This window comes from Nonomuraea corallina (assembly GCF_027620315.1).
In the GTDB taxonomy this organism is placed as follows: Bacteria; Actinomycetota; Actinomycetes; order Streptosporangiales; family Streptosporangiaceae; genus Nonomuraea; species Nonomuraea corallina.
In genome coordinates this window covers 1-20648 of the sequence record NZ_JAPNNL010000136.1, presented here as the reverse complement: position 1 = coordinate 20648, position 20648 = coordinate 1, and the positions used below count along the sequence as shown (strand labels likewise).

The 20648-nt window shown below is 66.9% G+C and carries 23 protein-coding genes; 18 read left to right on the top strand and 5 right to left on the bottom strand.

The features are described from left to right. Positions 1–602: hypothetical protein (locus OUY22_RS27035; protein WP_270157991.1), on the bottom strand; the 602-nt coding region annotated here is incomplete at its 3' end. A 114-nt stretch (positions 603–716) separates the two neighbouring features. Here OUY22_RS27035 and OUY22_RS27030 point away from each other — a divergent pair. Together OUY22_RS27030 and OUY22_RS27025 are read left to right on the top strand one after the other, a co-directional pair. Then, complete coding sequence (locus tag OUY22_RS27030) at positions 717–1217, top strand: hypothetical protein (RefSeq protein WP_270157990.1); 501 nt, start codon at positions 717–719, stop codon at positions 1215–1217. A gap of 76 nt (positions 1218–1293) precedes the next feature. Further along, a complete protein-coding gene (locus OUY22_RS27025) occupies positions 1294–1596 on the top strand; it encodes a hypothetical protein (protein WP_270157989.1) in 303 nt (100 codons plus the stop codon). A 298-nt stretch (positions 1597–1894) separates the two neighbouring features. On the opposite strand, the gene OUY22_RS27020 is transcribed toward OUY22_RS27025, so the two are convergent. Then, a complete protein-coding gene (locus tag OUY22_RS27020; protein WP_270157987.1) occupies positions 1895–2581 on the bottom strand; it encodes an SDR family oxidoreductase in 687 nt (228 codons plus the stop codon). Between the two features lie 55 nt (positions 2582–2636). Here OUY22_RS27020 and OUY22_RS27015 point away from each other — a divergent pair, with 55 nt between their 5' ends. Next, positions 2637–3167 carry a PadR family transcriptional regulator gene (locus OUY22_RS27015; RefSeq protein WP_270157985.1) on the top strand — a complete coding sequence of 177 codons (531 nt, stop codon included), beginning with the start codon at positions 2637–2639 and terminating at the stop codon, positions 3165–3167. 7 nt (positions 3168–3174) lie between these two features. Next, positions 3175–3339: a hypothetical protein gene (locus tag OUY22_RS27010; RefSeq protein WP_270157984.1), complete on the top strand. Its 165-nt coding sequence runs from the start codon at positions 3175–3177 to the stop codon at positions 3337–3339. A gap of 182 nt (positions 3340–3521) precedes the next feature. On the opposite strand, the gene OUY22_RS27005 is transcribed toward OUY22_RS27010, so the two are convergent. After that, positions 3522–3749 (bottom strand): hypothetical protein, encoded by a 228-nt coding sequence (locus OUY22_RS27005; RefSeq protein ID WP_270157983.1) that lies wholly within the window; start codon positions 3747–3749, stop codon positions 3522–3524. Further along, entirely contained in the window at positions 3746–3958 is a 213-nt protein-coding gene (locus tag OUY22_RS27000; protein WP_270157982.1) for a hypothetical protein, read from the bottom strand. The genes OUY22_RS27005 and OUY22_RS27000 overlap by 4 nt, the downstream gene beginning before the upstream one ends. A gap of 117 nt (positions 3959–4075) precedes the next feature. On the opposite strand from OUY22_RS27000, the gene OUY22_RS26995 reads away from it, so the two are divergent. The 6 genes from OUY22_RS26995 (at position 4076) to OUY22_RS26975 (ending at position 10738) form a co-directional block, all read left to right on the top strand. Beyond that, positions 4076–4330 (top strand): GntR family transcriptional regulator, encoded by a 255-nt coding sequence (locus tag OUY22_RS26995; protein ID WP_270157981.1) that lies wholly within the window; start codon positions 4076–4078, stop codon positions 4328–4330. Positions 4331–5283: 953 nt separating this feature from the next. Next, the gene (locus tag OUY22_RS26990; RefSeq protein WP_270157980.1) at positions 5284–7881 is read left to right on the top strand and encodes a DNA primase family protein; all 2598 of its coding nucleotides are present in this window, start codon (positions 5284–5286) and stop codon (positions 7879–7881) included. A 795-nt stretch (positions 7882–8676) separates the two neighbouring features. Then, positions 8677–8970, top strand: coding sequence for a hypothetical protein (locus OUY22_RS26985; protein WP_270157979.1), 294 nt, complete (start codon positions 8677–8679; stop codon positions 8968–8970). Between the two features lie 720 nt (positions 8971–9690). Next, the gene (locus OUY22_RS36970; protein WP_408638207.1) at positions 9691–10023 is read left to right on the top strand and encodes an HNH endonuclease; all 333 of its coding nucleotides are present in this window, start codon (positions 9691–9693) and stop codon (positions 10021–10023) included. A 71-nt stretch (positions 10024–10094) separates the two neighbouring features. After that, a complete protein-coding gene (locus OUY22_RS26980; RefSeq protein ID WP_270157978.1) occupies positions 10095–10511 on the top strand; it encodes a hypothetical protein in 417 nt (138 codons plus the stop codon). Then, on the top strand, positions 10508–10738 hold the full coding sequence (locus OUY22_RS26975; protein WP_270157977.1) for a hypothetical protein: 231 nt from the start codon (positions 10508–10510) through the stop codon (positions 10736–10738). Before OUY22_RS26980 ends, OUY22_RS26975 begins: the two co-directional genes overlap by 4 nt. 643 nt (positions 10739–11381) lie before the next feature. Here OUY22_RS26975 and OUY22_RS26970 read toward each other — a convergent pair. Next, a complete protein-coding gene (locus OUY22_RS26970) occupies positions 11382–12872 on the bottom strand; it encodes a recombinase family protein (RefSeq protein ID WP_270157976.1) in 1491 nt (496 codons plus the stop codon). 43 nt (positions 12873–12915) lie between these two features. Here OUY22_RS26970 and OUY22_RS26965 point away from each other — a divergent pair, with 43 nt between their 5' ends. The 8 genes from OUY22_RS26965 to OUY22_RS26930 form a co-directional block, all read left to right on the top strand. Continuing rightward, positions 12916–13749 carry an ATP-binding cassette domain-containing protein gene (locus OUY22_RS26965; protein WP_270157974.1) on the top strand — a complete coding sequence of 278 codons (834 nt, stop codon included), beginning with the start codon at positions 12916–12918 and terminating at the stop codon, positions 13747–13749. Further along, positions 13746–14495 carry an ABC transporter permease gene (locus OUY22_RS26960; protein ID WP_270157973.1) on the top strand — a complete coding sequence of 250 codons (750 nt, stop codon included), beginning with the start codon at positions 13746–13748 and terminating at the stop codon, positions 14493–14495. The genes OUY22_RS26965 and OUY22_RS26960 overlap by 4 nt, the downstream gene beginning before the upstream one ends. 38 nt (positions 14496–14533) lie before the next feature. Beyond that, positions 14534–14986, top strand: a complete 453-nt coding sequence (locus tag OUY22_RS26955) for a YkvA family protein (RefSeq protein ID WP_270157972.1) — start codon at positions 14534–14536, stop codon at positions 14984–14986. A 22-nt stretch (positions 14987–15008) separates the two neighbouring features. Then, entirely contained in the window at positions 15009–16277 is a 1269-nt protein-coding gene (locus OUY22_RS26950; RefSeq protein ID WP_270157971.1) for an allantoate amidohydrolase, read from the top strand. After that, complete coding sequence (locus OUY22_RS26945; RefSeq protein ID WP_270157970.1) at positions 16268–17590, top strand: formimidoylglutamate deiminase; 1323 nt, start codon at positions 16268–16270, stop codon at positions 17588–17590. Before OUY22_RS26950 ends, OUY22_RS26945 begins: the two co-directional genes overlap by 10 nt. A 43-nt stretch (positions 17591–17633) precedes the next feature. Next, positions 17634–18782 carry an imidazolonepropionase gene (gene hutI, locus OUY22_RS26940; protein ID WP_270157969.1) on the top strand — a complete coding sequence of 383 codons (1149 nt, stop codon included), beginning with the start codon at positions 17634–17636 and terminating at the stop codon, positions 18780–18782. Positions 18783–18886: 104 nt separating this feature from the next. After that, on the top strand, positions 18887–19828 hold the full coding sequence (locus OUY22_RS26935) for a sigma-70 family RNA polymerase sigma factor (RefSeq protein ID WP_270157968.1): 942 nt from the start codon (positions 18887–18889) through the stop codon (positions 19826–19828). A 105-nt stretch (positions 19829–19933) separates the two neighbouring features. Then, positions 19934–20648 (top strand): MOSC domain-containing protein (locus OUY22_RS26930; RefSeq protein ID WP_270157967.1); only part of this gene is annotated, 715 nt, incomplete at its 3' end.

Genomic DNA, 20648 nt, shown 5'->3' with positions numbered 1-20648 from the left:
CGGTAGAACGTAGTGGAGAAGTAGTCGACCATCCAGCGGTACGGGTTGTGTAGCGCGAGGAACTGCGACAGGTCTTCCTGAGCAAGCGGATTGATTCCTGGCGGTGGCACCAGAAATGTCATGTCCTTCAGAGATGCGACCCTGATCCATGAGATCATCGCCGGAAAAATGGGGGTGAGCAACTCAACGAACTCTTTCGCCGACTCGGATGTGCCACGAGGCTCAATCGCTGGAATCTCGGAAGGAAGTTTGAGGATCCGCGCCCACGCTTCATGGTCAAAATCTTCAATGTTGGCGACGGGTTCGACACCCCAGTGTGGAGCTAAGCGAGAAGCCGTCAGGTGGGAGATCAGATTGCTCAACACCAGATGCCACATCCCGTAACGAATCAACGCGACGGCATCCAAACCTCTGCGCGTCAACTCCTGGGCGACGCTGCTGAAGATCTCCAGTGTCTCCGCCGGACTGGATCGGGGGCCTTGCCCACCCTCCAGGATCTCCCTCATGGCCGTGACCAGACTGATGGTCCGCCACTTTGCCATCTCAGCGTCCCTGTCCGTCAGATAGACGGCCTTCGCGTCGAACGGTCGCTTGTCGAGCACCTTGTCGGCCTCCCTCGACTTTTACTCTCCAGGGTTGAGATCTGGGTGTCATCCTATCAGGATCGTGGGTAGTATCATGTGCATGAACGTGGGCATGCCGGAGGCGGGTAGGCGATGAGCGGCATCATCTACAAGGCGACCGACCTGACGACCAACAAGCGGGTGGAGTTCCTGCAGGAAGCACAGCGTGGGCGAGCGCGCCTACGTGCCACAGACGGCACAAGCCTCGTGATGCTGCCTGAGAGCGAACTCGATCTCCTTGAGGCACTGGCCCGGTGGGGAGAGGCATACGCGAAGCTAGCCACGCTACTTCGTCGCAATGAGGGCGTTCCCCCGCTCTTCCAGCTGGGCGAACTGGCATGGCTGAGATCTCTGGATCGCGAAGATATCGAAGAGTTCCTGTGCGACCTTCAGGACGCCATCATTGCCGCGAAGGCTGACGGGGCAACGACCATCCTGGACGAATGTCTGCATGCGTGGAAGGCCACAGCCCGCCAACTCGAAGATCCGCTCCGGAGATCTGTGCTCCTCGGAACACACAGGTCGGATGACTACGTCCCGGTGGACGGACTCCCCGTAGAAGACAACCACAGGCGCTCAGATGACGGGCAGTAACAGCGCCTATCGACCGTACAGGCCCGCACGGCGGCCTGGCGGCAAGCCGGATTCGAGGCCGGCGTACCGTGTACTGGTGCACCGCCAGTTCATGGAGCACTGGAGGCAATTGGTCGATGTGGTCGGTATGAAGGCTGCCCAACAGTTCTGGGATCACGTCTCTCAGTCCCCTGGGCTTCCTGATCCGATTGCGGCGACATGCGTCCTCAAGGGCAAAGCCGGGAAGCCTCAAGGTGAGGGGTGGTCGCGGACAATCCATTACGAAATCAGCGGTGCCGGACGCATCGACTACCAGTATTGCGATGCATACAAGAAAGATGCCGATGGCGACGAACATAAGGTCGTCGCCATCCTTACTATCAACTACAGAAGTCACTAGCGCATAGCTGGCGGCTGGCCACCCGTGACTCCTAGGAGCGATCAGGTGAGCGAATGGACACCGGGCCAGATCATGGCCTCACTAGAACCTGGTGAGGTAGGTCTCCGCCATTTTATGCAGGCGATCGAAGAACGTGTTGACCGCCTGCACCCGAAACCTCCGGCTGCCGTGGCACCGCCCGGCGTCTGAGGCGACTCCGGGCATCGCCGAAGATTGACCAGTCACTGGCTTCGGCGCCGCCATTGACCGCACAGGAAAGCGGGAGTCGTGAGCTTGCCCGCGAGGAGCATGATGGCGGTCAGGTGACCGGCCCGGCGCTCGGGCGGATGGTCAGCTCCGTCAGGTGCGCGTCCGGACCCGCCGTGACCGCCGCCAGCACCGCGCGGGCCACGCTCTCGGGCGTGAGGTAGCGCTCCGGCTGGTAGTCGCCGCCTTCCTGCTCGCGCACGCTCCGCTGCATGTCGGTGTCGATGCGGCCCGGGTAAATAGTGGTCACCCGCAGCTCAGGCTCCTCCTGGCGGAGCGCGTCGGCGAAGGCCCGCAGCGCGAACTTGCTGGCCGCGTACGCCGCCCAGCCGGGGTTGGCCCGCTGCCCCGCCCCTGAGTTGACGCAGACGACGTGCCCGCCGGCCCGCCGCAGCGCCGGCAGCAGCAGCCGGGTCAGCTCGGCCACCGCGAAGAGGTTGACCTCCATGGTGTCGCGCCACACCGAGGCGGGCAGCTCGCCGATCCGGCCCAGCGTGGTCACGCCCGCGCTGTGCACGAGCACGTCGAGCCGCTCGACGTGCGGCAGGGACTCCTCGGTGACCGTGGTCAGGTCGACCGGCCAGGGCAGCGCTCCCGGCAGCTCGGCCGAAAGATCGCCCAGCGCCCGCCGGTCGCGCCCGAGAAGCAGCGTGTCGTGGGTCGGGGCCAGAGCGCGCGCGACGGCCGCGCCCACCCCGCGAGAGGCCCCCGTGATCAGAGCCGTGGGTCGTTCACTCATGGACGGAAGCCTTTCACGGTTGACATGTACTCAAACTTGAATACAAACTTGAGTCGTGTCCACGACGCGCATCCTGATCCTCGGCACCCTCCTCGACGGCCCCCGCAACGGCTACCAGGTGCGCCGCCACCTGGAGATGTGGGGCGCCGACAGCTGGGCGAGCGTGAAGTTCGGCTCGATTTACCACGGGCTCGGCAAGATGGCCGAGGAAGGGCTGCTGGAGGTGGTCGAGAAGGGCAAGGGCGGCGCCACGGTCTACGCCATGACCGACGAGGGCCGGTTCGAGTTCCACCGCCTGCTCATGACGGTCTGGCACGCGCCGATGCCGATCGTCGACCCGTTCCAGGTCGCGATCACGTACATGGACCGGGTCGACAAGGAGGCCCTGCTGTCGGCGCTGCGGAGCCGGAGCGACCTGCTGGAGACGATGATCGCCGGCGCGGAGCGGTCGTTCGGCACCAAGCAGCGCTTCGGCGCGCCCCGCCACATCGACGAGACGCTCAAGCTCAACACGGCCATGCTCCAGGCCCAGCTCGACTGGTGTCGCCAGGCGCTGAGCAAGGTCGAGAACGACGAACTCCCCTAGGAGAAACATGATCATTGACGCGAAGGGGTTAAAGAAGACCTTCACCTCGCGCAGCCGCAAGGGCGTCCAGGAGGTCGAGGCCGTACGCGGCGTCGACCTGGGGGTGAAGGACGGTGAGATCTACGGGGTGCTCGGTCCCAACGGCGCCGGCAAGCCGGACGCTGGATTGTGACGCATCTTTTATCTTGATCTCTGCCCGGACGAACTCGCGACGATCCCGGCACGAACACGGGACGGCCAGAATGCCCGCTGACGGCCGAACAGCAAAGGTCGGTACCCGTATGGGTCTGGAGAACCTTCGGCCGTCAGCGGACAGCACAGCGCCTTTTGAGCGGTCGGGCCGCTGAGCCGCCCCTAGGAAGCCCGCTGAAGATCAACCGCTGTGGATTTCCCGCACTGTGCCCGACGGTGAGCGATCTTGGCTCGAAGGGCTTTGAACACGAGCCGTTCCCATGCGTACGACTCGATCACCCGCCCGGATGGTTCGTGGATCGCCCGCCACATGCCCGACGCGTCACGCGTCGGGATCGAGCACTCTTCGCCGATGCCGTAGATCATGCGGTTCGCCGTGTCGTCACTCATGATCGGCTCTCGTCGGGACCGAAGATCGCGAGAGTGAGTACATTCCAGACGTAGGCGATCTCTTGGTGATAGCCCTCACAGAGCAGATTGCCGCACTTGCGGATCGCCCAGTTGTCCTTGCCGTCCGTGACCAGCTCCAACCGGAGTTCGCCGGAACTAACAGCGCGCCGGACGTGCCATGTCACCGTCTTCGTCGTCGTGTGATCCATCGTGCCTCGTCTCGCTCGCGATGACGCGTGTTGTCATGGGCAAGATATAGCGAGATATAGCCCGGCGTCACGCGCTCGACCTCGCTCGTTACCGATGTAGCTCTCTACGGTGATCACGTGATCGAACTCGACCGTAGCCGTCCGCTCTGGCCACAAGTCGCCGCGATCATTCGTGAGCGGATCGAGAAGGGTGAGTACGCGGCCGGTGAGCGCATCCCGCCCGTGCTGGCACTCGTGAGCGAGTTCGGCGTGACTCAGGTGACCGTGAGGAAAGCGATCAAGGCACTCCGGGATGATCACTGGATTCGTACCGAGATCGGCATGGGCTCGTACGTGCTCACCGCTGAGGAACGGGAAGCGCTCAGCGAGTAGCGAGCCGTCCGCCGTCGGCCGGACCGAGCCCCGTAGCCACAGCGGCGACGGGGCTTCGTCATGTCCGGGGCTCGGGACGGCGGCCGGACGTGCGCCGACGGGGCTGAGCGCTCCCGTACCGGCCGCTGAGCGAGCGCTGTGGAGATCGGGACCGGACGGCGGACGAGGGAGGGAGAGAGCCGTTCAGGGCTCCCACCCGACCAAGATTTTTAAGGCCCGAGTGATGAATTTCCGGCCGTCTTGCCGCTGTGGCAATGCGCTCTGACCAGGGGCACCGGTTATGTATCTGTTCCGGTTTCTAATGCAATGAATTACCGGGGCTGAACGGGGCTTGACAATGCGGCAAGTATTTGCAGGTCAGCACGCGAATAGCGTACGTTGAATGCGTCGCTCCACTGGAGCGACCGGGTTGACCCAAAGGGAGTGACGTCCCGCCCGCACGGTCCATGACGCCGAAGCCGGACCAGAATCCCGCCGTCAGGGATTGGCACCGGATCACGATCGAAGTGATCTGGGGTGTGCCGTGTCCGTCATTCCTGCAAGCCGAGAGCGTCGGACTCTCGTCGGAAAGCTCGCGCGAGCGTCGAGCAAGTTCGGCGACTCGAACGCCGACGTAACCGAGCTTCGTCGCGAGATTCACGCTCAGACTCTCGCTGACGCGATCAAGGCTCTCGCCGACACGTTCCCGCCGTTGTCCGAGTCTCAGAAGGAAACGCTCAGCGCACTTCTCCGAGGTTCGGCGCGAGAGCAACCGGCGTATGACCTTCTCGATTCTGTTCCTCGCGCGGCTGAGGTAGTCACGGAAAAGCCGGGAACTCATGCCGCGACGCGTCCCAGATCGAGCACGGAGGGACGTGCGCATGCCTAACGAGAAAGAGCCGCCCGGCTCTCCCAACCGGACGGCTCCCAAAGCCCACGTAGCAGGCAACTTCTCTCCCCTTCAGGATAAGCCAATGTCCCACAGCGTGACAACCGGGCAAGACGCCATTCTCGATCTCGACGCCGTACGCAATTGGTTTTCTCGGCTCTACGGGAAAACGGATCGCTTCGAGCTGATCAACGTCGTTCACTCCGGCGATTGGGCCGGTGAAACGAATTCGCTTACGTATCTCGATCCGCTGATCGTCGGTTCCGTCGAGCGCGCCGACTCGTTCGAGCCCGTCGGCGTCTATCATCGCGTCACGACGCTGAAGCGCCGTCCGTCGGCCGGACAGCGAGGGTCGGCGGGCATGTCGAGCACGCTCCCGGCGCTGTGGGCGGATATCGACATCGCCGGTCCCGGACACGCCACGACCGAGCCGCTTCCGGCCGACGAAGACGCCGCACGACTGATCGTCATGAATAGCGTGCTCCCCGAGCCGACGCTTTGGGTTCACTCCGGGGGCGGGCTTTATCCGTACTGGATTCTCGACACTCCGGCCGAGATCACGACGGAGAACTTCGCCGAGATCAAGCAACTCTCGGAAGACTGGCACGAAGAACTAGCGCGTTCCGCGAAAGAACTCGGCATGCATTACGGAACTGGCATCGGGGATCTCGCGAGAGTTCTCCGCATTCCCGGGACCGTGAATCGTAAGGCCGGACTCGCGCGCATGTGTCGAGTCATCTCCGACGACGGACCGACGTACACGATCGAGAAGCTTCGCGAAATCGCGCCGAGAGTCGCGCCGCTCGCTCGTGAGGGATACCTCTCGAAGCTGAACCGGGACGGCTCGGGAACCGACGATATCGACACGTGGGCTTCGTCGGTTTCGTGGGCGGACATTCTCACCGACGACGGTTGGACGGAAGCCGACACGGATTCGACGTGTGGCTGTCCGATCTACACGGCACCGGGAATTCACGAGAGCCCGAAGTCCGCCACAGCGCATGAAGTCGGATGCGCACTGTACGACACGACTCAGGGACACGGGCCGATTCACATTTGGACGGCCGACCCTCCGGCCGGACTGAAGGGCGGATCGACGATCTCGAAGCTGTCGTACATCGCTGCGACCGACTTCGGCGGGAACACGAGTGAAGCAATGAAGGCACTTCGTCTCAAGCCGGTTCGCAAGACGCCGGAACTCGCTCCGCTCGAACTCGGATACTCGACGCCGGACAACGGAACCGCTCAGTCCGAAAGTCGATCGCTCGTCGGCGACGTTCAGCCCCGAGCATGGAATGACTTCGGGAATGCTCACCGGCTGAACGATCAGTACGGGAACGTCTTCCGCTGGGTTCCCCAGCGGGGACAGTTCGCGGCTTATCTGTTCCGAGAGGGACGCTGGGATCTCGACTCGGACGCATGGGCACCGATGCTCATGCGGCGAGTTCTCGAATCCCTCGCAGATCTCGAAGCCGACTATTACGACGACGAGCCCGGCTCAGCGAGAAACGACCGTAAGCCGGATCAGTCCATGCGAGAGGCATTCATCGCATGGGCGGCGACTCAGCAATACGCGTCGAAGATCAAGGCAGGGCTCGAAGTCGCGAGGACACTTCCCGAGCGTCAGGCGAAGCTCACGGACTTCGACCGTGAGCCGTGGAAGCTGAACACGAGAAACGGAGTGCTGAACCTTCGCACGGGAGAACTCGAATCGCACGGACCGGAACAGATGAACATGTTCCGTTCTCACCCCGAGTATGACCCGAACGCCACAGCGCCGATGTGGGAATCGTTCCTCGAACGAGTCATGCCCGATCCGGAAATGCGCGGGTACCTTCAGCGCGTCGCCGGATACTCGCTCACCGGCCGGACGGACGAACAGGTCATGTTCCTTCACTACGGCTCGGGAGCGAACGGAAAGAGCGTCTTTCTCGACGTAATGGATTCGGTTCTCGGCGACTACGCGCAAGTGGTCCCGAGGAACACGCTACTGACGAAGTCGGGTGACGCCGTTCCGAACGACGTCGCGCGAATGGTCAACCGGCGATTCCTTCAGACGACGGAGACGGCGGCCGGTCGGCGACTCGACGAAGAGATGGTGAAGTCCCTCACGGGTGGCGACAAGGTATCGGCTCGCTTCATGCGCGCTGAGTTCTTCGACTTCCACCCGATCGGGAAGATTCATCTCGCGACGAATCACCTTCCCCGAGTCAGTCAGGCGGAATCGATCTGGCGTCGGCTACATCTCGTCACATGGGGAGTCGTCATCCCCGAAGACGAGCGGAACGGAGAACTCGCCCGAAAGATCGTCGAGACAGAAGCGGCCGGAGTTCTCGCATGGGCGGTTCGCGGCTGTTTCGAGTGGCAGAGTCGCGGACTCGACATGCCGCTTTCGATGCGAGAGCACATCACGAAGTACCGAAAGTCAGAGGACATTCTCGGTCAGTTCATCGAAGACTGTACCGAGAAAGCCCCCGACGAATTCGTCACGACGGACGAACTCTATCGCGCGTTCAAAGCGTGGTGGGAATCGTCTGGCGAGTCCGATGTGTGGAAGAAGATCGCACTATCGAAGGGACTCGTCGATAAGGGATACCGCGACGGTCGCGAGACGGTCAATGGAAAACGGGCTCGGGGATTCTACGGACTTCGGCTCATGTCCACTGATCCGCTAGCGCAGTGAAGACCATGATCGGGACAGAACGGGGACAGATCCGGGACAGATGCGCGAGCCCTTCTGTCCCGGTCATTTCCGCTGGTCAACCACAGCGCGAGGGGGCTTCGGGACAGAAGGACAGAAAGACTCGGGGGTATTCCCCACATACGTACGGGAGAAGATCAACCGTAAACACTCACGCGCGTAACCCCCTAATTCATCTGTCCTTCTGTCCCATAGGGGGATTTCAACTCTCCTACCTGCATAAACGTCGGGACAGATACCCCTTCGCATCTGTCCCGCATCTGTCCCGCATCTGTCCCGATCTTGGTTCCCCTCGCGCTGTGGGGAACCGGCCGGAAGAAAGGTGAACCGTGAAGTCGTCGAAGTGCAAACGATGCGGCGGACCGGTGTACGTCGGCCGACGAACGGACGGCTCACACGTTCTCAGGACCGTTCACATGCCGTCGTGCAATGTGCCGACTCTCTTCGTCACGGAAGAGCGATACGACGAGCCGACGTGTTCGTGTGCGGTTCCGCTCGAATGGATCGAGGGTCACCAGTGCGGAAACGGACCGTGCCCATTCGGGTTCGAGAGAAGACCGATCAAGTCAACAAAGGAGAGCTGATCATGACCATTAACGACGGGACGGGAGCGACCCTACCGCCCCCGTCCCTCAGCACCGATTCAAGCACGGACTACGCCTGTCCCGTGTGTCCGGCCGCTGTGGTGGTCGAAGACGGATGGGTCAGCGTCGCTCACGTCGTCGGCTGTCCGGCCGACATGAACCGGCTCGCGCTCACGGACGGAGGGACCGGATCATGAGCGATCTCGTACCGACGGGGGATCTCACGCCGATCGACGGCGGATACGTTCCGAACAACCCCTACGAATACGCCGACGGATACAAAAGCATTCCGTCGTATCTCGAAGCCGTTCCCGAGTACGGACCGACGGACGGAATACGGGACACGATCGATCGCTATTGGTCATACGTCATTCGGTGGCCTAGATACGCGGCGCTGTGCTTCCTGCTCATGACTTACTCGTTCTGGCGTTCAGCCTTCGTTCTGGGAACGGCTGCACTTCTGATCGTCGCTCTCGTGAGCAAGTGAGACGCGTACATGAACAGCACCGTTCACCGTGTACCGGCCGACGTACAGAATGCGTGTACGCCGGTTCGGTACACGGTGCCGGTGTACAGCGAACGTACCGAGTACAGCCACGGCGTACATGAACACGTACGTGTACAGGAATGGCGCGTACATGTACGGCGCTCTGTACACGTACAGCGCTCTGTACACGTACAGCGGAACGTACAGCGCGAGCGTGTACGCGTACCGGAATGGCGCGTACGCGTACGGCGGACGTACCGAGTACAGCCGTACACGTACAGCGCCGTACGTGAACAGCGCGAGCCGGTACGCGTACAGCATCCGGCCGGACCGACAGACCGAGTCGAGCCCGGTATTCGTTCGCCGCTGTGGAGTCGAGCCGAGCACTGATCGGGTCCGAGCCCGGCATATGCACGTAGTTATTTCGAGAGACCTTCGTCGGCACTCACCGGAAGTGACAGAGGCTCAGTCGTCGGGACGGAACGGGGGTTCGTCAGCAGTTGATCAAGGATCGGCCGGCAAATATATGCCCTGGTCAGAGGGGCGTTTTTTTAGAGGGATCATCTTCCCGACCGGCCCCTGTCCGGGATTTGTGCGTGACCGACGAGAGGGGTCCAAGATCGTCACAGACCGTGAATAGCCGTCAAGGATCAAGAGAAAGCGAGACTAACCGTGAAGAGACCAAAGCCGACACAAGGGAGCACGCGCGAATGGCGTGCTATGCGGCTCGAAGTCCTTCGTCGAGCCGGGGGCATCGGAAAGGCACGGTGCTATCTGTGCCGAACGCTCGTGACCGATCACGACGAGAAGCTTCCGACTCATTACAACTGTGAGCACATCGTTCCGAAGGTAAGCGGCGGGAAGACCGAACTCTCTAATCTCGCCGTTTCGTGCCGGATGTGCAACGGTCAGAAGTCCCTGATCGACGCCGGAACCTCAGCGCTCGCGAAGCGAGTCACTCACGAACAACAGAAGTGCCAGTATCACGGCGAACGGTGCGGAACTCTTCACTCGGAAATCGGCGCTCAACTGTACGACGTCATGTTCGGCTGACGAATACCGGCCGGAATAGAAAAGCCCCGTCCAAATCAACTACGCTCGAAACAGCACGAAGGAGAATCCAAATGGCTCAGAACTGTGAATGCCGCGTGACGCTCGAAGACGTCGCCGAGAAGGCGGGCTTCCTGCCTGTCGCCGCTGTGGCTCACCAGGCGAAGCGGCTCGGGCTCGACGTGCGCGGCGACTGGGCCGGTCGGCCGTCCGTCGCCGTCGCCGACGCCGCCCACCTGTACGCCACCGTGACCGGCTCGGCCGACGAAGCGAACCGCGCGAACGCCGACCGGCTTCGAGCCGAAGACGAAGAGACCAGACGGCGCGACGAAGCTGGGCGGAAGGTCTATCAGGAGACGTACGACCGAGAGGTTCAGCGGGGAGTTCCCGCACCGAAGGCCGCCGAACGAGCCGCTCTCGCTCGTACCGAATATCTCGAAGCCCAACACCCGGGATTCATCGCACGAATCAGGCAGGTAGTGAGCCGATGAACATCACGGAGAAAGCCGACGCAAGCCGCCGTATGGCGCTCGCTCGGATGTTCCCGAAGTCATGGGGAACGCCGCCGTTCAACGACGAAGAGCGTCATGCCTGGATTCTCAAGCATGCTCGCGCCGAAGCCGCTATGAACCCACACCGGGAACTCGCACGGCGTGACACCCGACTTCTCAACATGCTTCGTCTCGCTCGCCTCGAACAGATCAGGGAATGCCCCTGATCGTCGTCACAGACCAACCCCGAAAGGTATTCGACGTCAACCCGGGCTATTCCTTTCACCGGTAAGGACGGACCATGACAAGGGTCGGTGAACCTTCGAGTCCGTTCCTGCGCTGAATCCCTCGCGATCCCCCGCCGTTACCGCTCACCGACGGCGGGGGATTCGCAAAACGATGACTTAGGGCACGGCGTTAAATCGCGCCTATCGCGGCAAGGGCGAACCATGACGGTTGGTACGTCAACCGGAGTTCGTTCCTGCGCTGTGCCCTGAACATCTCGCGACGATTCCAGCGTTCTTCCCGTGACGCTTCCGGGAAGTGCATTTCTTGCCTGACTGGCACGCTGGCACAGCGACACAGCGACAGCGACACGGCCCAAAACCCCTGATCCGTACGCGTGCAGGCGCGTAGGACGGCGACAGAGGGACGGAGCGCGACAGGGCGGCCGGTTCGCCTCAGCGCTCCCCGTCGGCCGTCACAGACCGGCTCAGCGCCGACCGGCCGCCGTCCCCGAGCCCCGTCCGGCCGGTGCTCCGTCGCCGCTGTGGAGAGCCGTCCGGCCGCCGTCCCGAGCCCGGACACGACGAAGCCCCCGGAACCGTGCTCTCCGGGGGCTTCTCGGTACGGCGTTACCACAACGCAAGATCAGGCTACCTTCGGCCGGATCTCGACGCGCTCCGCGATGCTCGGTCGCCGTCCCTTGCCGACGGGCTTCAGCGTGATCGTCATCATGTTCTTGACGATCTCGCGCTGTCTGGCGATGCCCTGGTCTTCCCAGACCCGCCGAACGTCGTCTTCGGTCACCACGTTCGCGAACGCTGCGAACGGCGAAGATTCGGCGGCGTCGGCGAGCTGACGTTCAAGATCTTCGATGCGAACTTGCAGCTTCTTCGCGCGGCGAACGTACTCGGCACGATCCACGAGCCCCATGTCGTGATCTTCGCCGAGCTGCACTTTGCGTTCCCGGATCACGGCGAGTTCCCCGCGAAGCTTCCCCGCGTCCACATCGGACTGTGACGGCTTGATCAGTTCGGGGACGTCCCGGTGAAGGATCGTGATCACGAGACCTTCGACCAGTGCGTCAAGGTCGGCCTTCGGCGCTGTGGCGTGCGGTCCCGGTGCCCCGCCCTTCCCGCCCTGACAGGCGTACACCGGCCGGTCGCGCTTGCCGCTCGATCCCGAGACGCGCACCACAGAGCCACACGGACACGTCGCGATGCCGGACAGAAGGTGATGCGGCGCGACTCCGGGGTTCGTGCGCCGGTTCGGGTCGGTGAGCTTGCCGACGATCACCCAGAACTCGTCAGGCGAGATGATCGGTTCCCACGGGGCTTCTCCCACGACGTCATCAGGCGTGTACGTCTTCCGGCCGGTTCCCGGCTTGTGGACCATGAGCGCAGCATTCCGGGGACGCATGAGCACGTCACGAACGGCCGGTGCGTCCCACTGTCCGCCGTCCGCCGTGGTGATGCCGTCGGCTCGAAGCTCACGGGCGATACCGGCGACGCTCGGACCCTTCGGCGTGCCGAACGTCGGCAAGAGCACGACGTCAGCCATACGCCGGATCACGTCGCACTCGAACTTGATCGGAGTCACGCCGTCGGACTCGAAGCCGTACGGCCGACGGCCGCCCCCGAACTGTCCCGCCATGGCCTGACGCTCGCGGGCATCACTCACGCGTCGCGCTGTGTCCCGGCTCGACTTGTTCGCCATGGCGACCATGACGCGCGCCATGGTCACGTCTGCGTCGTTGTCGAGCCGAAGGGAACCGCTGATCGAACGCGCACGCACACGGGGACGGTTCGACTCGACGACGTCGATCAGGTCTTCGAGGTCCCGGGGGTCGCGCATGGCACGGTCAAGGTCACGCGCGACGAGAATGTCTGCCCGATCTTCGGCGAGCCAATCGAGCGACTCTCGGAAGCCCGGACGCACGGTCCGAAGCTCGTACCGGCCGTTAGGGAGCTTGATCTTCCGGCGCTTGAACGCTGACGTGTCGTTCTCGACGATCACCTTCACGACGTCCCAACCGTTCTCAGCGGAGAACGCTCGAAGCCGTCGAACCTGATCGTCAACGCCCGTCGTCTCGCCGTCGTCTGCGTCGCTGATTCTCGCGAGGATGACCGCTCGGTTCATGATCCCGTCCGTCCCTGCCTGCCGTTTTGCCTACAGGTCAAAGATGCGTCAGATCCCCGGGTTGGGCAAGACCACCACGATCCGAATGCTCGCCACCCTCATCAGGCCCGACGCCGGCACCGCGACCATCGCCGGACACGACCTGCTGAAGGAGCCCGGCGCGATCCGCGCCGCACTCGGCTACGTCAGCCAGGCCGGCGGCGTCGAGGAGCAGGACTCGCCGCGCGCCCAGGTGACGTTCGCGGCCAGGCTGTACGGGGTCGCGGACCCGTCCGAGGCGGCCGGCCGCGTGCTGAAGAGGTTCGACCTGGCCGAGATCGCCGACCGGCCGGGCCGGACGCTCTCCGGCGGGCAGAAGCGGCGGGTGGCCATCGCGCTCGGCCTGGTCCACTTACCCCCGCTGCTGTTCCTCGACCAGCCCACCACCGGCCTCGACCCGCAGAACCGGGCCAACCTGTGGGACCGCATCAGGGAGCTGCGCGAGCAGGGCACCAGCGTCCTGCTCAGCACCCACTACCTGGAGGAGGCCGACGCGCTCTGCGACCGGCTGGCGATCGTCGACCACGGCGTGGTCGTCGCCGAGGGCACCCCCGCCGAGCTCAAGCGCGAGGTCTCCGGCGACGTGGTGACGCTCCGCCTCGACGAGCCGGAGCGCGCCGCCGCCGCCCTGGCCCCGCTCGCCAAGGACGCCAGACTCGACGAGGGCGTGCTGCGCGTCTACGTCGACGACGGCGAGCACACCCTGCCTGCGCTCCTGCGCGAACTGCAGGAACAGGGGCTCGCCATCGCCTCCATCGCGCTCGACAGGGCCACGCTCGACGACGTCTTCCTGGCCAAGACCGGCCGATCGCTGCGCGACACCGGAGCCGCCGCATGATCAGGGACACCCGCCTCTTCCTCGGCCACGAGCTGCGCCGCACCTTCCGCAACCCGATCTGGCCGCTGTTCGGCATCGTCCAGCCGGTCATGTACCTGCTGCTGTTCGCGCCGCTCTACGCCGGCATGGCGTTCGGGGGCGACCTCGGCCGGGCGCTCACCATGTTCGCGCCCGGCATGCTGGTCATCACGGCCCTGTTCGGCACCATGGGCGTGGCGTACGGGACGATCTACGAGATGCGCAGCGGCGTGCTGGAGCGGATCGCGGTCAGCCCGGCCTGGCGGCCCTCGATCGTGCTCGGCCGCATGCTGAGGGATGTGGCCGTGTTGGTGGTCCAGTCGCTCATGGTCATCCTGATCGCGCTGCTCATGGGGCTGCGGATCGGTCTCGCTGGTCTGCTGCTCACTCTGCTCCTGCTCGCCGTGACCGGGCTGTTCGCCTCCGGCGTCGCCTACGGGCTCGCGCTCAGCCTGGGCGACGAGAACGCGATGGGGCAGCTCATGCAGTTCTTCGCGCTGCCGCTCATGCTGCTGTCGGGTGCTTTGCTGCCGATGGCGCTCGGGCCCGATTGGCTGGAGCGGGTCGCCTGGTTCACACCCTTCTACCACCCGGTCGAGGCCGGGCGGGCGCTGTTCGCCGGCGACCTGACCAACCTGTCGATCCCGCTCGCGTTCGCAATCATGCTGGGCCTGGCGGCGCTGACCGTGACCTGGTCGGTGCGCTCGCTCAAGAAGATCACCGGTTAGGAACGGGCCGGGGCCGGACGTGGTGAAGGTGAACGAGGATGACCGGATCGTGGGGAGGGGATCTGCTGATCGGGACCGTGGTCACGCTACTGATCACCTGGCTGGCCCTGATCGGCACGCTCGCGGTCGTCCGCCCCCGGAGCGACCTCCTGCGCGAGGCGCTGCGGCTGCTGCCCGACGTGCTGCGCCTGGTGCGCCGCCTGGCCGCCGACCCCGGCCTGCCGCGCGGCGTCCGCGTACGCCTCGCGCTGCTGCTGGTCTGCCTGGCCCTGCCCCTGGACCTGGTGCCCGACTTCATCCCCGTCCTAGGCCAGGCCGACGACGCCATCGTCGTCACCCTGGTGCTGCGCTCGGCGGTCCGCCGCGTCGGCCTGCCCGCGATCCGCCGCCACTGGCCGGGCACCGACGACGGCTTCGCCGTTCTGACCCGTCCGACCGGGCTGGACAAGCCACCCATGGGCCGATCCGCCGAGGGTGACGAATCTGAATAGATCCATTCACTAGAGTGGGTGCATGCTCGACGCACTCGCGCACGTGGGGCGCGACCCCGCCACCGGCGGTTACGTACGGGACGCCTGGTCGGACGCCGATCTCGAACTGCGCGCCTGGTTCGCCGGCGAGTCCGCGCGCCGGGGGCTCGACCTGACCGAGGACCGCAACGGCAACCTGTGGGCCTGGTGGGGCGACCCCGACGGGGAACCGGGCGTGGTCACCGGGAGCCACCTCGACTCCGTCCGCCAGGGTGGGGCGTACGACGGGCCGCTGGGCGTCGTCTCCGCCTTCGCCGCCCTCGACCTGCTGCGCGAGCGGGGGTTCCGGCCGCGCAGGGCGCTCGCGGTGGTCTGCTTCACCGACGAGGAGGGCGCCAGGTTCGGCGTGCCGTGCGTGGGGTCGCGGCTGCTCACCGGGGCGATGACGCCGGAGCGGGCCCTCGGCCTGACCGACGACCGCGGCGACACCCTGGCCGACGTGCTCACCCGCGCCGGCCGCGACCCGCGCGCGCTCGGGCCCGACCCGGAGACCCTGGCCCGCGTGGGGGCCTTCGTCGAACTCCACGTGGAGCAGGGCAGGGCGCTGGCCGCGCTGGATCGGCCCGTGGGCGTCGGGCGGTCGATCTGGCCGCACGGGCGATGGCGGTTCGACCTGCGCGGCCGGGCCGACCACGCCGGCACCACCCGGCTGGCGGACCGCGACGACCCGATGCTCCTGCTGGCCCGCCTGGTGCCGGCCGCCCGCGAGGCCGCCGTCCGCCACGAGGCGCTGGCCACCGTCGGCAAGGTGCTGGTCACGCCCAACAACGCCAACGCCGTGCCCGGCCACGTGGCCGCCTGGCTCGACGCCCGCGGGCCGGGTGAGGAGAGCGTGCGCGCCCTCGTACGGGAGGTCGTCGCGCTCCTGGCGGAGCCGGACGCCCCTTCCGGCTCCGACCTCGTCGCGGGGGCTCCGGGGGAGCCGGCGCGACGGGTGGAGGTGCGGGAGGAGTCGTGGACGCCGCTCGTCGAGTTCGACCGCGACCTGCGGGAACGGGTCGCCAGGGCGGTGGAGGGAACGGCGGGACAGGCGTCCGGGCAGGCCACGGGGCACACGTCAGAGCAGGCGGTGCTGGCGACCGGGGCCGGGCATGACGCGGGGATACTCGCCGCCGCCGGCGTGCCCGCCGCGATGCTGTTCGTGCGCAACCCCACCGGCGTGTCCCACGCGCCGGAGGAGCATGCCGAGGAGGCGGACTGCCGGGCGGGCGTGATCGCCCTCGCCGACGTGCTGGAGGAGCTGTGCCGGTGACCTACTGGTGTGAGCGGGCGTGGTTGCCGGACGGGGTCGCGGACGGCGTGCTCGTGGAGGTCGACGGGCCGAGGATCGTGAGCGTGACCCGGGGTGAGCCGGGCGGGGCGCGCCGCCTGCCGGGGCTGACCATCCCCGGCCTGGCCAACGCGCACTCCCACGCCTTCCACCGGGCCCTGCGCGCCGCCACCCAGACGGGCAGCGGTGACTTCTGGACGTGGCGTGACCGCATGTACGAGGTCGCCGCCCGGCTGGACCCCGACGCCTACCTGAGACTGGCGCGGGCGGTCTACGCCGAGATGGCGCTGGCCGGGGTCACCTGCGTGGGCGAGTTCCACTACCTGCACCACGCCCCGGGCGGGAAACCGTACGAGGACCGCAACGTGATGGGGCACGCGCTGATCAGGGCCGCGCGGGAGGCGGGCCTGCGCGTGGCGCTGATCGACGCCTGTTACGTGTCCGGGGGCCCCGGCGCCGAGCTCGCCGGTGCGCAGCTGCGGTTCGGGGACGGCGACGCCGACGGGTGGGCGGCGCGGGCGGAAGGGCTGGCCGCCGCGTACGAGGGGCAGCCGGACGTGGAGATCGGCGCCGCGATCCACTCGGTGCGCGCCGTTCCGCCCGAGCAGATGCCGGTAGTCGTGGAGTTCTCCCGCCGGCACGCCGCGCCGCTGCACGCGCACGTCTCCGAGCAGCGGGCCGAGAACGCCGCGTGCGTGGCGGCGTACGGGGCCTCGCCCGTTGAGCTGCTGCACCGGCACGGCGCGCTCGGCCCGCGCTCGACGGCCGTGCACGCCACCCACCTGTCGGAGACGGACATCGGGCTGCTCGGCGGCTCGCGCGCCAGCCTGTGCATGTGCCCGACGACCGAGCGGGAGCTGGCCGACGGGATCGGGCCCGCGCGGGCGGTGTTCGACCGGGGCTCGCCGCTGACGCTCGGCTCCGACAGCCACGCGGTGATCGACCTGTTCGAGGAGGCCCGCGCCGTCGAGCTGAACGCGCGGCTGGCCACCGAGCGGCGCGGCCACTGGTCCGCCGCCGAACTGCTCACCGCCGCCACCTCCGCCGGCCACGCCTCGCTCGGCTTCCCGGACGCGGGGCTGCTGGTGCCGGGCGCGTGGGCCGACCTGGTGACGGTGCGGACGGACACGGTACGGACGGCGGGCACGGCCGGGCTCGAGGCGGTGGCGTTCGCGGCGACGGCGGCCGACGTGCGCGCGGTCGTCTCGGGCGGCCGGCAGATCGTCGAGGAGGGCCGGCACGTGCTCGGCGACGTGGGCGCCCTGCTGGCGGAGGCGATGGAGGAGTTGCGGTGACCAGCGGGGAGGGACTGTTCGCGGGGACGACGGGAGGACTGCGGTGACCACGACGCTGATCGACGGGATCGGGCTGCTCTACACCGGTGACCCGGAGCGCGAGGAGATCGAGGGCGCGGCCCTGGTGGTCGAGGACGGCCAGGTCGCCTGGGCGGGGGAGAGCGGGCGGGCGCCCGCGGCCGACGAGCGGGTGGACGTCGCGGGCCGGGCCGTGATCCCCGGGTTCGTCGACAGCCACGCCCACCTGGTCTTCGCCGGTGACCGGACGGCCGAGTTCGGCGCCCGCATGTCCGGCGAGGCGTACACCGGCGGCGGCATCCGCACCACCGTCGCCGCCACCCGCGCCGCGAGCGACGCCGAGCTGGCCGTCCGCGCCGCCGCGCTGGTGGCCGAGATGAACGCGCAGGGCACCACCACGGTGGAGATCAAGAGCGGCTACGGGCTGACCGTCGAGGACGAACGCCGCTCGCTGGAGATCGCCGCCGCGCTGACCACCGAGACCACGTTCCTCGGCGCGCACGTGGTGCCCGCCGGGGCCGATCCCGACGCGTACGTGCGACTGGTCACCGGCGAGATGCTGCGGGCCTGCGCCCCGTACGCGAAGTGGGTGGACGTGTTCTGCGAGCGCGGCGCGTTCGACGGCGACCAGACCAGGGAGATCCTCACCGCCGGGATCGAGGCGGGGCTGCGCGCCCGGGTGCACGCCAACCAGCTCGGCGAGGGCCCGGGGGTGCGGATCGCGTGCGAGCTGGGCGCCGCGTCGGCCGACCACTGCACCCATCTGACCGGCGCCGACGTGGACGCGCTGGCCTCGTCGGGCACGGTGGCGACGCTGCTGCCCGGGGCCGAGTTCTCCACCCGCTCCCCGTACCCCGACGCCAGGAGGCTGATCGACGCCGGGGTGACGGTCGCCCTGGCCACCGACTGCAACCCCGGCTCGTCCTACACCTCGTCCATGCCGTTCTGCGTCGCGCTCGCCGTGCGGGAGATGCGCATGACGCCGTTGGAGGCGATCAGGGCGGCCACCAGGGGCGGGGCGCGCGCGCTGGGCCGGACGGACGTAGGGTGGCTGGGTCACGGCAGCCGGGCGGATCTCGTCGTCCTCGACGCCCCCTCCTACGTACACCTCGCCTATCGGCCCGGCGTCCCCCTCGTTCACCAGGTGTTCCGTGGCGGTCTCCTCCTTGAGTAGGACCTCCAGAACCCTCCCCTGGTCGTAGGCCTTTGGGGAATCTTTGCTTCCGGCCGGACGTTGGCCGGGTATAGAACGCAGCCTGCGGAACGAGGTGCCAGGGGATGGCAAGACCTACGGGGAGTCGCGCGCAGGAGCAGCACGTCGCGGACCGGGATCTGCTGGGGACCTACCTGGCCGAGATCGGGAGGGTTCCGCTGCTCACCGCGGAGGAGGAGGTGGAGCTCGCCAAGCGGATCGAGGCGGGTCTGTTCGCCGAGCAGCTGCTCGACCGCGGGGGGTCGGAGCCGCGGATCGGGGACGCGGCGGACGAGGAGCTGGAGCGCCTGGCGATCTCCGGCCGGCGGGCGAAGGACGAGTTCATCCAGGCCAACCTGCGCCTGGTGGTGGCGGTGGCCCGTAAGTACTCGGGGCGCGGGATGCCGCTCATCGACCTGGTCCAGGAGGGCAACCTGGGGCTGGTGCGTGCGGTGGAGAAGTTCGACTACAAGCGCGGATACAAGTTCTCCACCTACGCCACGTGGTGGATCCGGCAGTCGGTCGGCCGGGCCATCCACGAGCAGGCCAGGCCGGTGCGGCTGCCGACGCACGCCGGGGAGCAGATGACCCGGCTGATGCGGGTGCGCCGCGACATGCTGGCGGAGTTCGACGTCGAGCCCACCGACGACGACCTCGCCAAGATCCTCGACCTGCCCATCGAGCGCGTACGGGAGCTGCGCCGCTGGGCGTCCGACCCGGTGTCGCTCCAGCTGGGGGTGGGCGACGAGGACGAGACCGAGCTGGGCGACATGATCGCCGACGAGACCTGGGCCGATCCTGAGCAGCAGGCGATCGACATCCTGGAGCGCGAGCGGCTCGACCAGTGGCTGACCGGGCTGGAGGGCGACACGCGCGACATGCTGCGCTGGCGCTACGGCCTGGTCGACGGGCGGGAGCACACGCTCACCGAGGTGGGCGAGCGTTACGGCATCGGCCGCGACCGCGCCCGCCGGATCGAGCGCGACGCGCTCGCGCGGCTGCGCCGCATGGCGGACGCCGCCGCCTGATTCTGACGCCGCCGAGGCCGGCCCCACCCGGGGGCGGGCCTTGGCGCTTGTCCGGTGTACGGGCGGCTCGTCGCCGGAGAAGGCGGGGGACGTAGGCTCGGCGGCATGATCGTGAAGAGGATCTACCGCTATCCGGTCAAGTCGATGCCGGGCGAGGAGGTCACCGGCGTGCGGGTGACCGAGCGGGGCCTGGAAGGCGACCGGGTCAGGGCGGTGCTCGACGTCGAGACCGGGAAGATCGCCAGCGCCAAGAACCCGAGGCTCTGGCGCGACCTGCTCACCCTCGGCGGCGGGGTCCCCGGGGACGAGGAGCTGTCGAAGCTGCTGGGCCGGGAGGTCCGGGTCGTGGACGTGCCGCCGCCGGACGCCGAGCTGGAACGGTCGGTGCCGGAGGAGGTGCTGGGCAGCGGGGTCGACGCCGAGGTGGGGTTCACGACCACCAGGCTGGGCGGGGCCGCCCCGGCGGGCACGTTCTTCGACTTCGCTCCCGTTCATCTGATCACGACGTCGTCGCTGGCCGCGATCGGGGAGCTGAGCCCGCGCGGGACGGTGGAGGCCGTCCGCTACCGCCCCAACCTGGTGGTCGCGACGGACGAGCCGGGGTTCGTGGAGAACGGCTGGGTGGGCGGCGAGCTGGAGATCGGCGACGGGCTGGTCCTGGGGGTCATCGCGCCGACCCCGCGGTGCGCGGTGCCGACGCTGGCGCACGGCGAGTCGCCGCGCGACCCCGACGCGCTGCGCACGGTGGCCCGGCACAACCGCCTCGACGCGTTCGGCGCCGGGCCGCAGCCGTGCGCGGGCGTGTACGCGCGGGTGCTGC

Bases quoted from the DNA above. Each gene is read 5' to 3' on its own strand.
- OUY22_RS27030 (WP_270157990.1), top strand. From the start codon at position 717: ATGAGCGGCATCATCTACAAGGCGACCGACCTGACGACCAACAAGCGG.
- OUY22_RS27020 (WP_270157987.1), bottom strand. From the start codon at position 2,581: ATGAGTGAACGACCCACGGCTCTGATCACGGGGGCCTCTCGCGGGGTG.
- OUY22_RS27010 (WP_270157984.1), top strand. From the start codon at position 3,175: ATGATCATTGACGCGAAGGGGTTAAAGAAGACCTTCACCTCGCGCAGC.
- OUY22_RS27005 (WP_270157983.1), bottom strand. From the start codon at position 3,749: ATGAGTGACGACACGGCGAACCGCATGATCTACGGCATCGGCGAAGAG.
- OUY22_RS27000 (WP_270157982.1), bottom strand. From the start codon at position 3,958: ATGGATCACACGACGACGAAGACGGTGACATGGCACGTCCGGCGCGCT.
- OUY22_RS26990 (WP_270157980.1), top strand. From the start codon at position 5,284: ATGTCCCACAGCGTGACAACCGGGCAAGACGCCATTCTCGATCTCGAC.
- OUY22_RS26985 (WP_270157979.1), top strand. From the start codon at position 8,677: ATGAGCGATCTCGTACCGACGGGGGATCTCACGCCGATCGACGGCGGA.
- OUY22_RS36970 (WP_408638207.1), top strand. From the start codon at position 9,691: ATGCGGCTCGAAGTCCTTCGTCGAGCCGGGGGCATCGGAAAGGCACGG.
- OUY22_RS26980 (WP_270157978.1), top strand. From the start codon at position 10,095: ATGGCTCAGAACTGTGAATGCCGCGTGACGCTCGAAGACGTCGCCGAG.
- OUY22_RS26975 (WP_270157977.1), top strand. From the start codon at position 10,508: ATGAACATCACGGAGAAAGCCGACGCAAGCCGCCGTATGGCGCTCGCT.
- OUY22_RS26970 (WP_270157976.1), bottom strand. From the start codon at position 12,872: ATGAACCGAGCGGTCATCCTCGCGAGAATCAGCGACGCAGACGACGGC.
- OUY22_RS26965 (WP_270157974.1), top strand. From the start codon at position 12,916: ATGCGTCAGATCCCCGGGTTGGGCAAGACCACCACGATCCGAATGCTC.
- OUY22_RS26960 (WP_270157973.1), top strand. From the start codon at position 13,746: ATGATCAGGGACACCCGCCTCTTCCTCGGCCACGAGCTGCGCCGCACC.
- OUY22_RS26955 (WP_270157972.1), top strand. From the start codon at position 14,534: ATGACCGGATCGTGGGGAGGGGATCTGCTGATCGGGACCGTGGTCACG.
- OUY22_RS26950 (WP_270157971.1), top strand. From the start codon at position 15,009: ATGCTCGACGCACTCGCGCACGTGGGGCGCGACCCCGCCACCGGCGGT.
- OUY22_RS26935 (WP_270157968.1), top strand. From the start codon at position 18,887: ATGGCAAGACCTACGGGGAGTCGCGCGCAGGAGCAGCACGTCGCGGAC.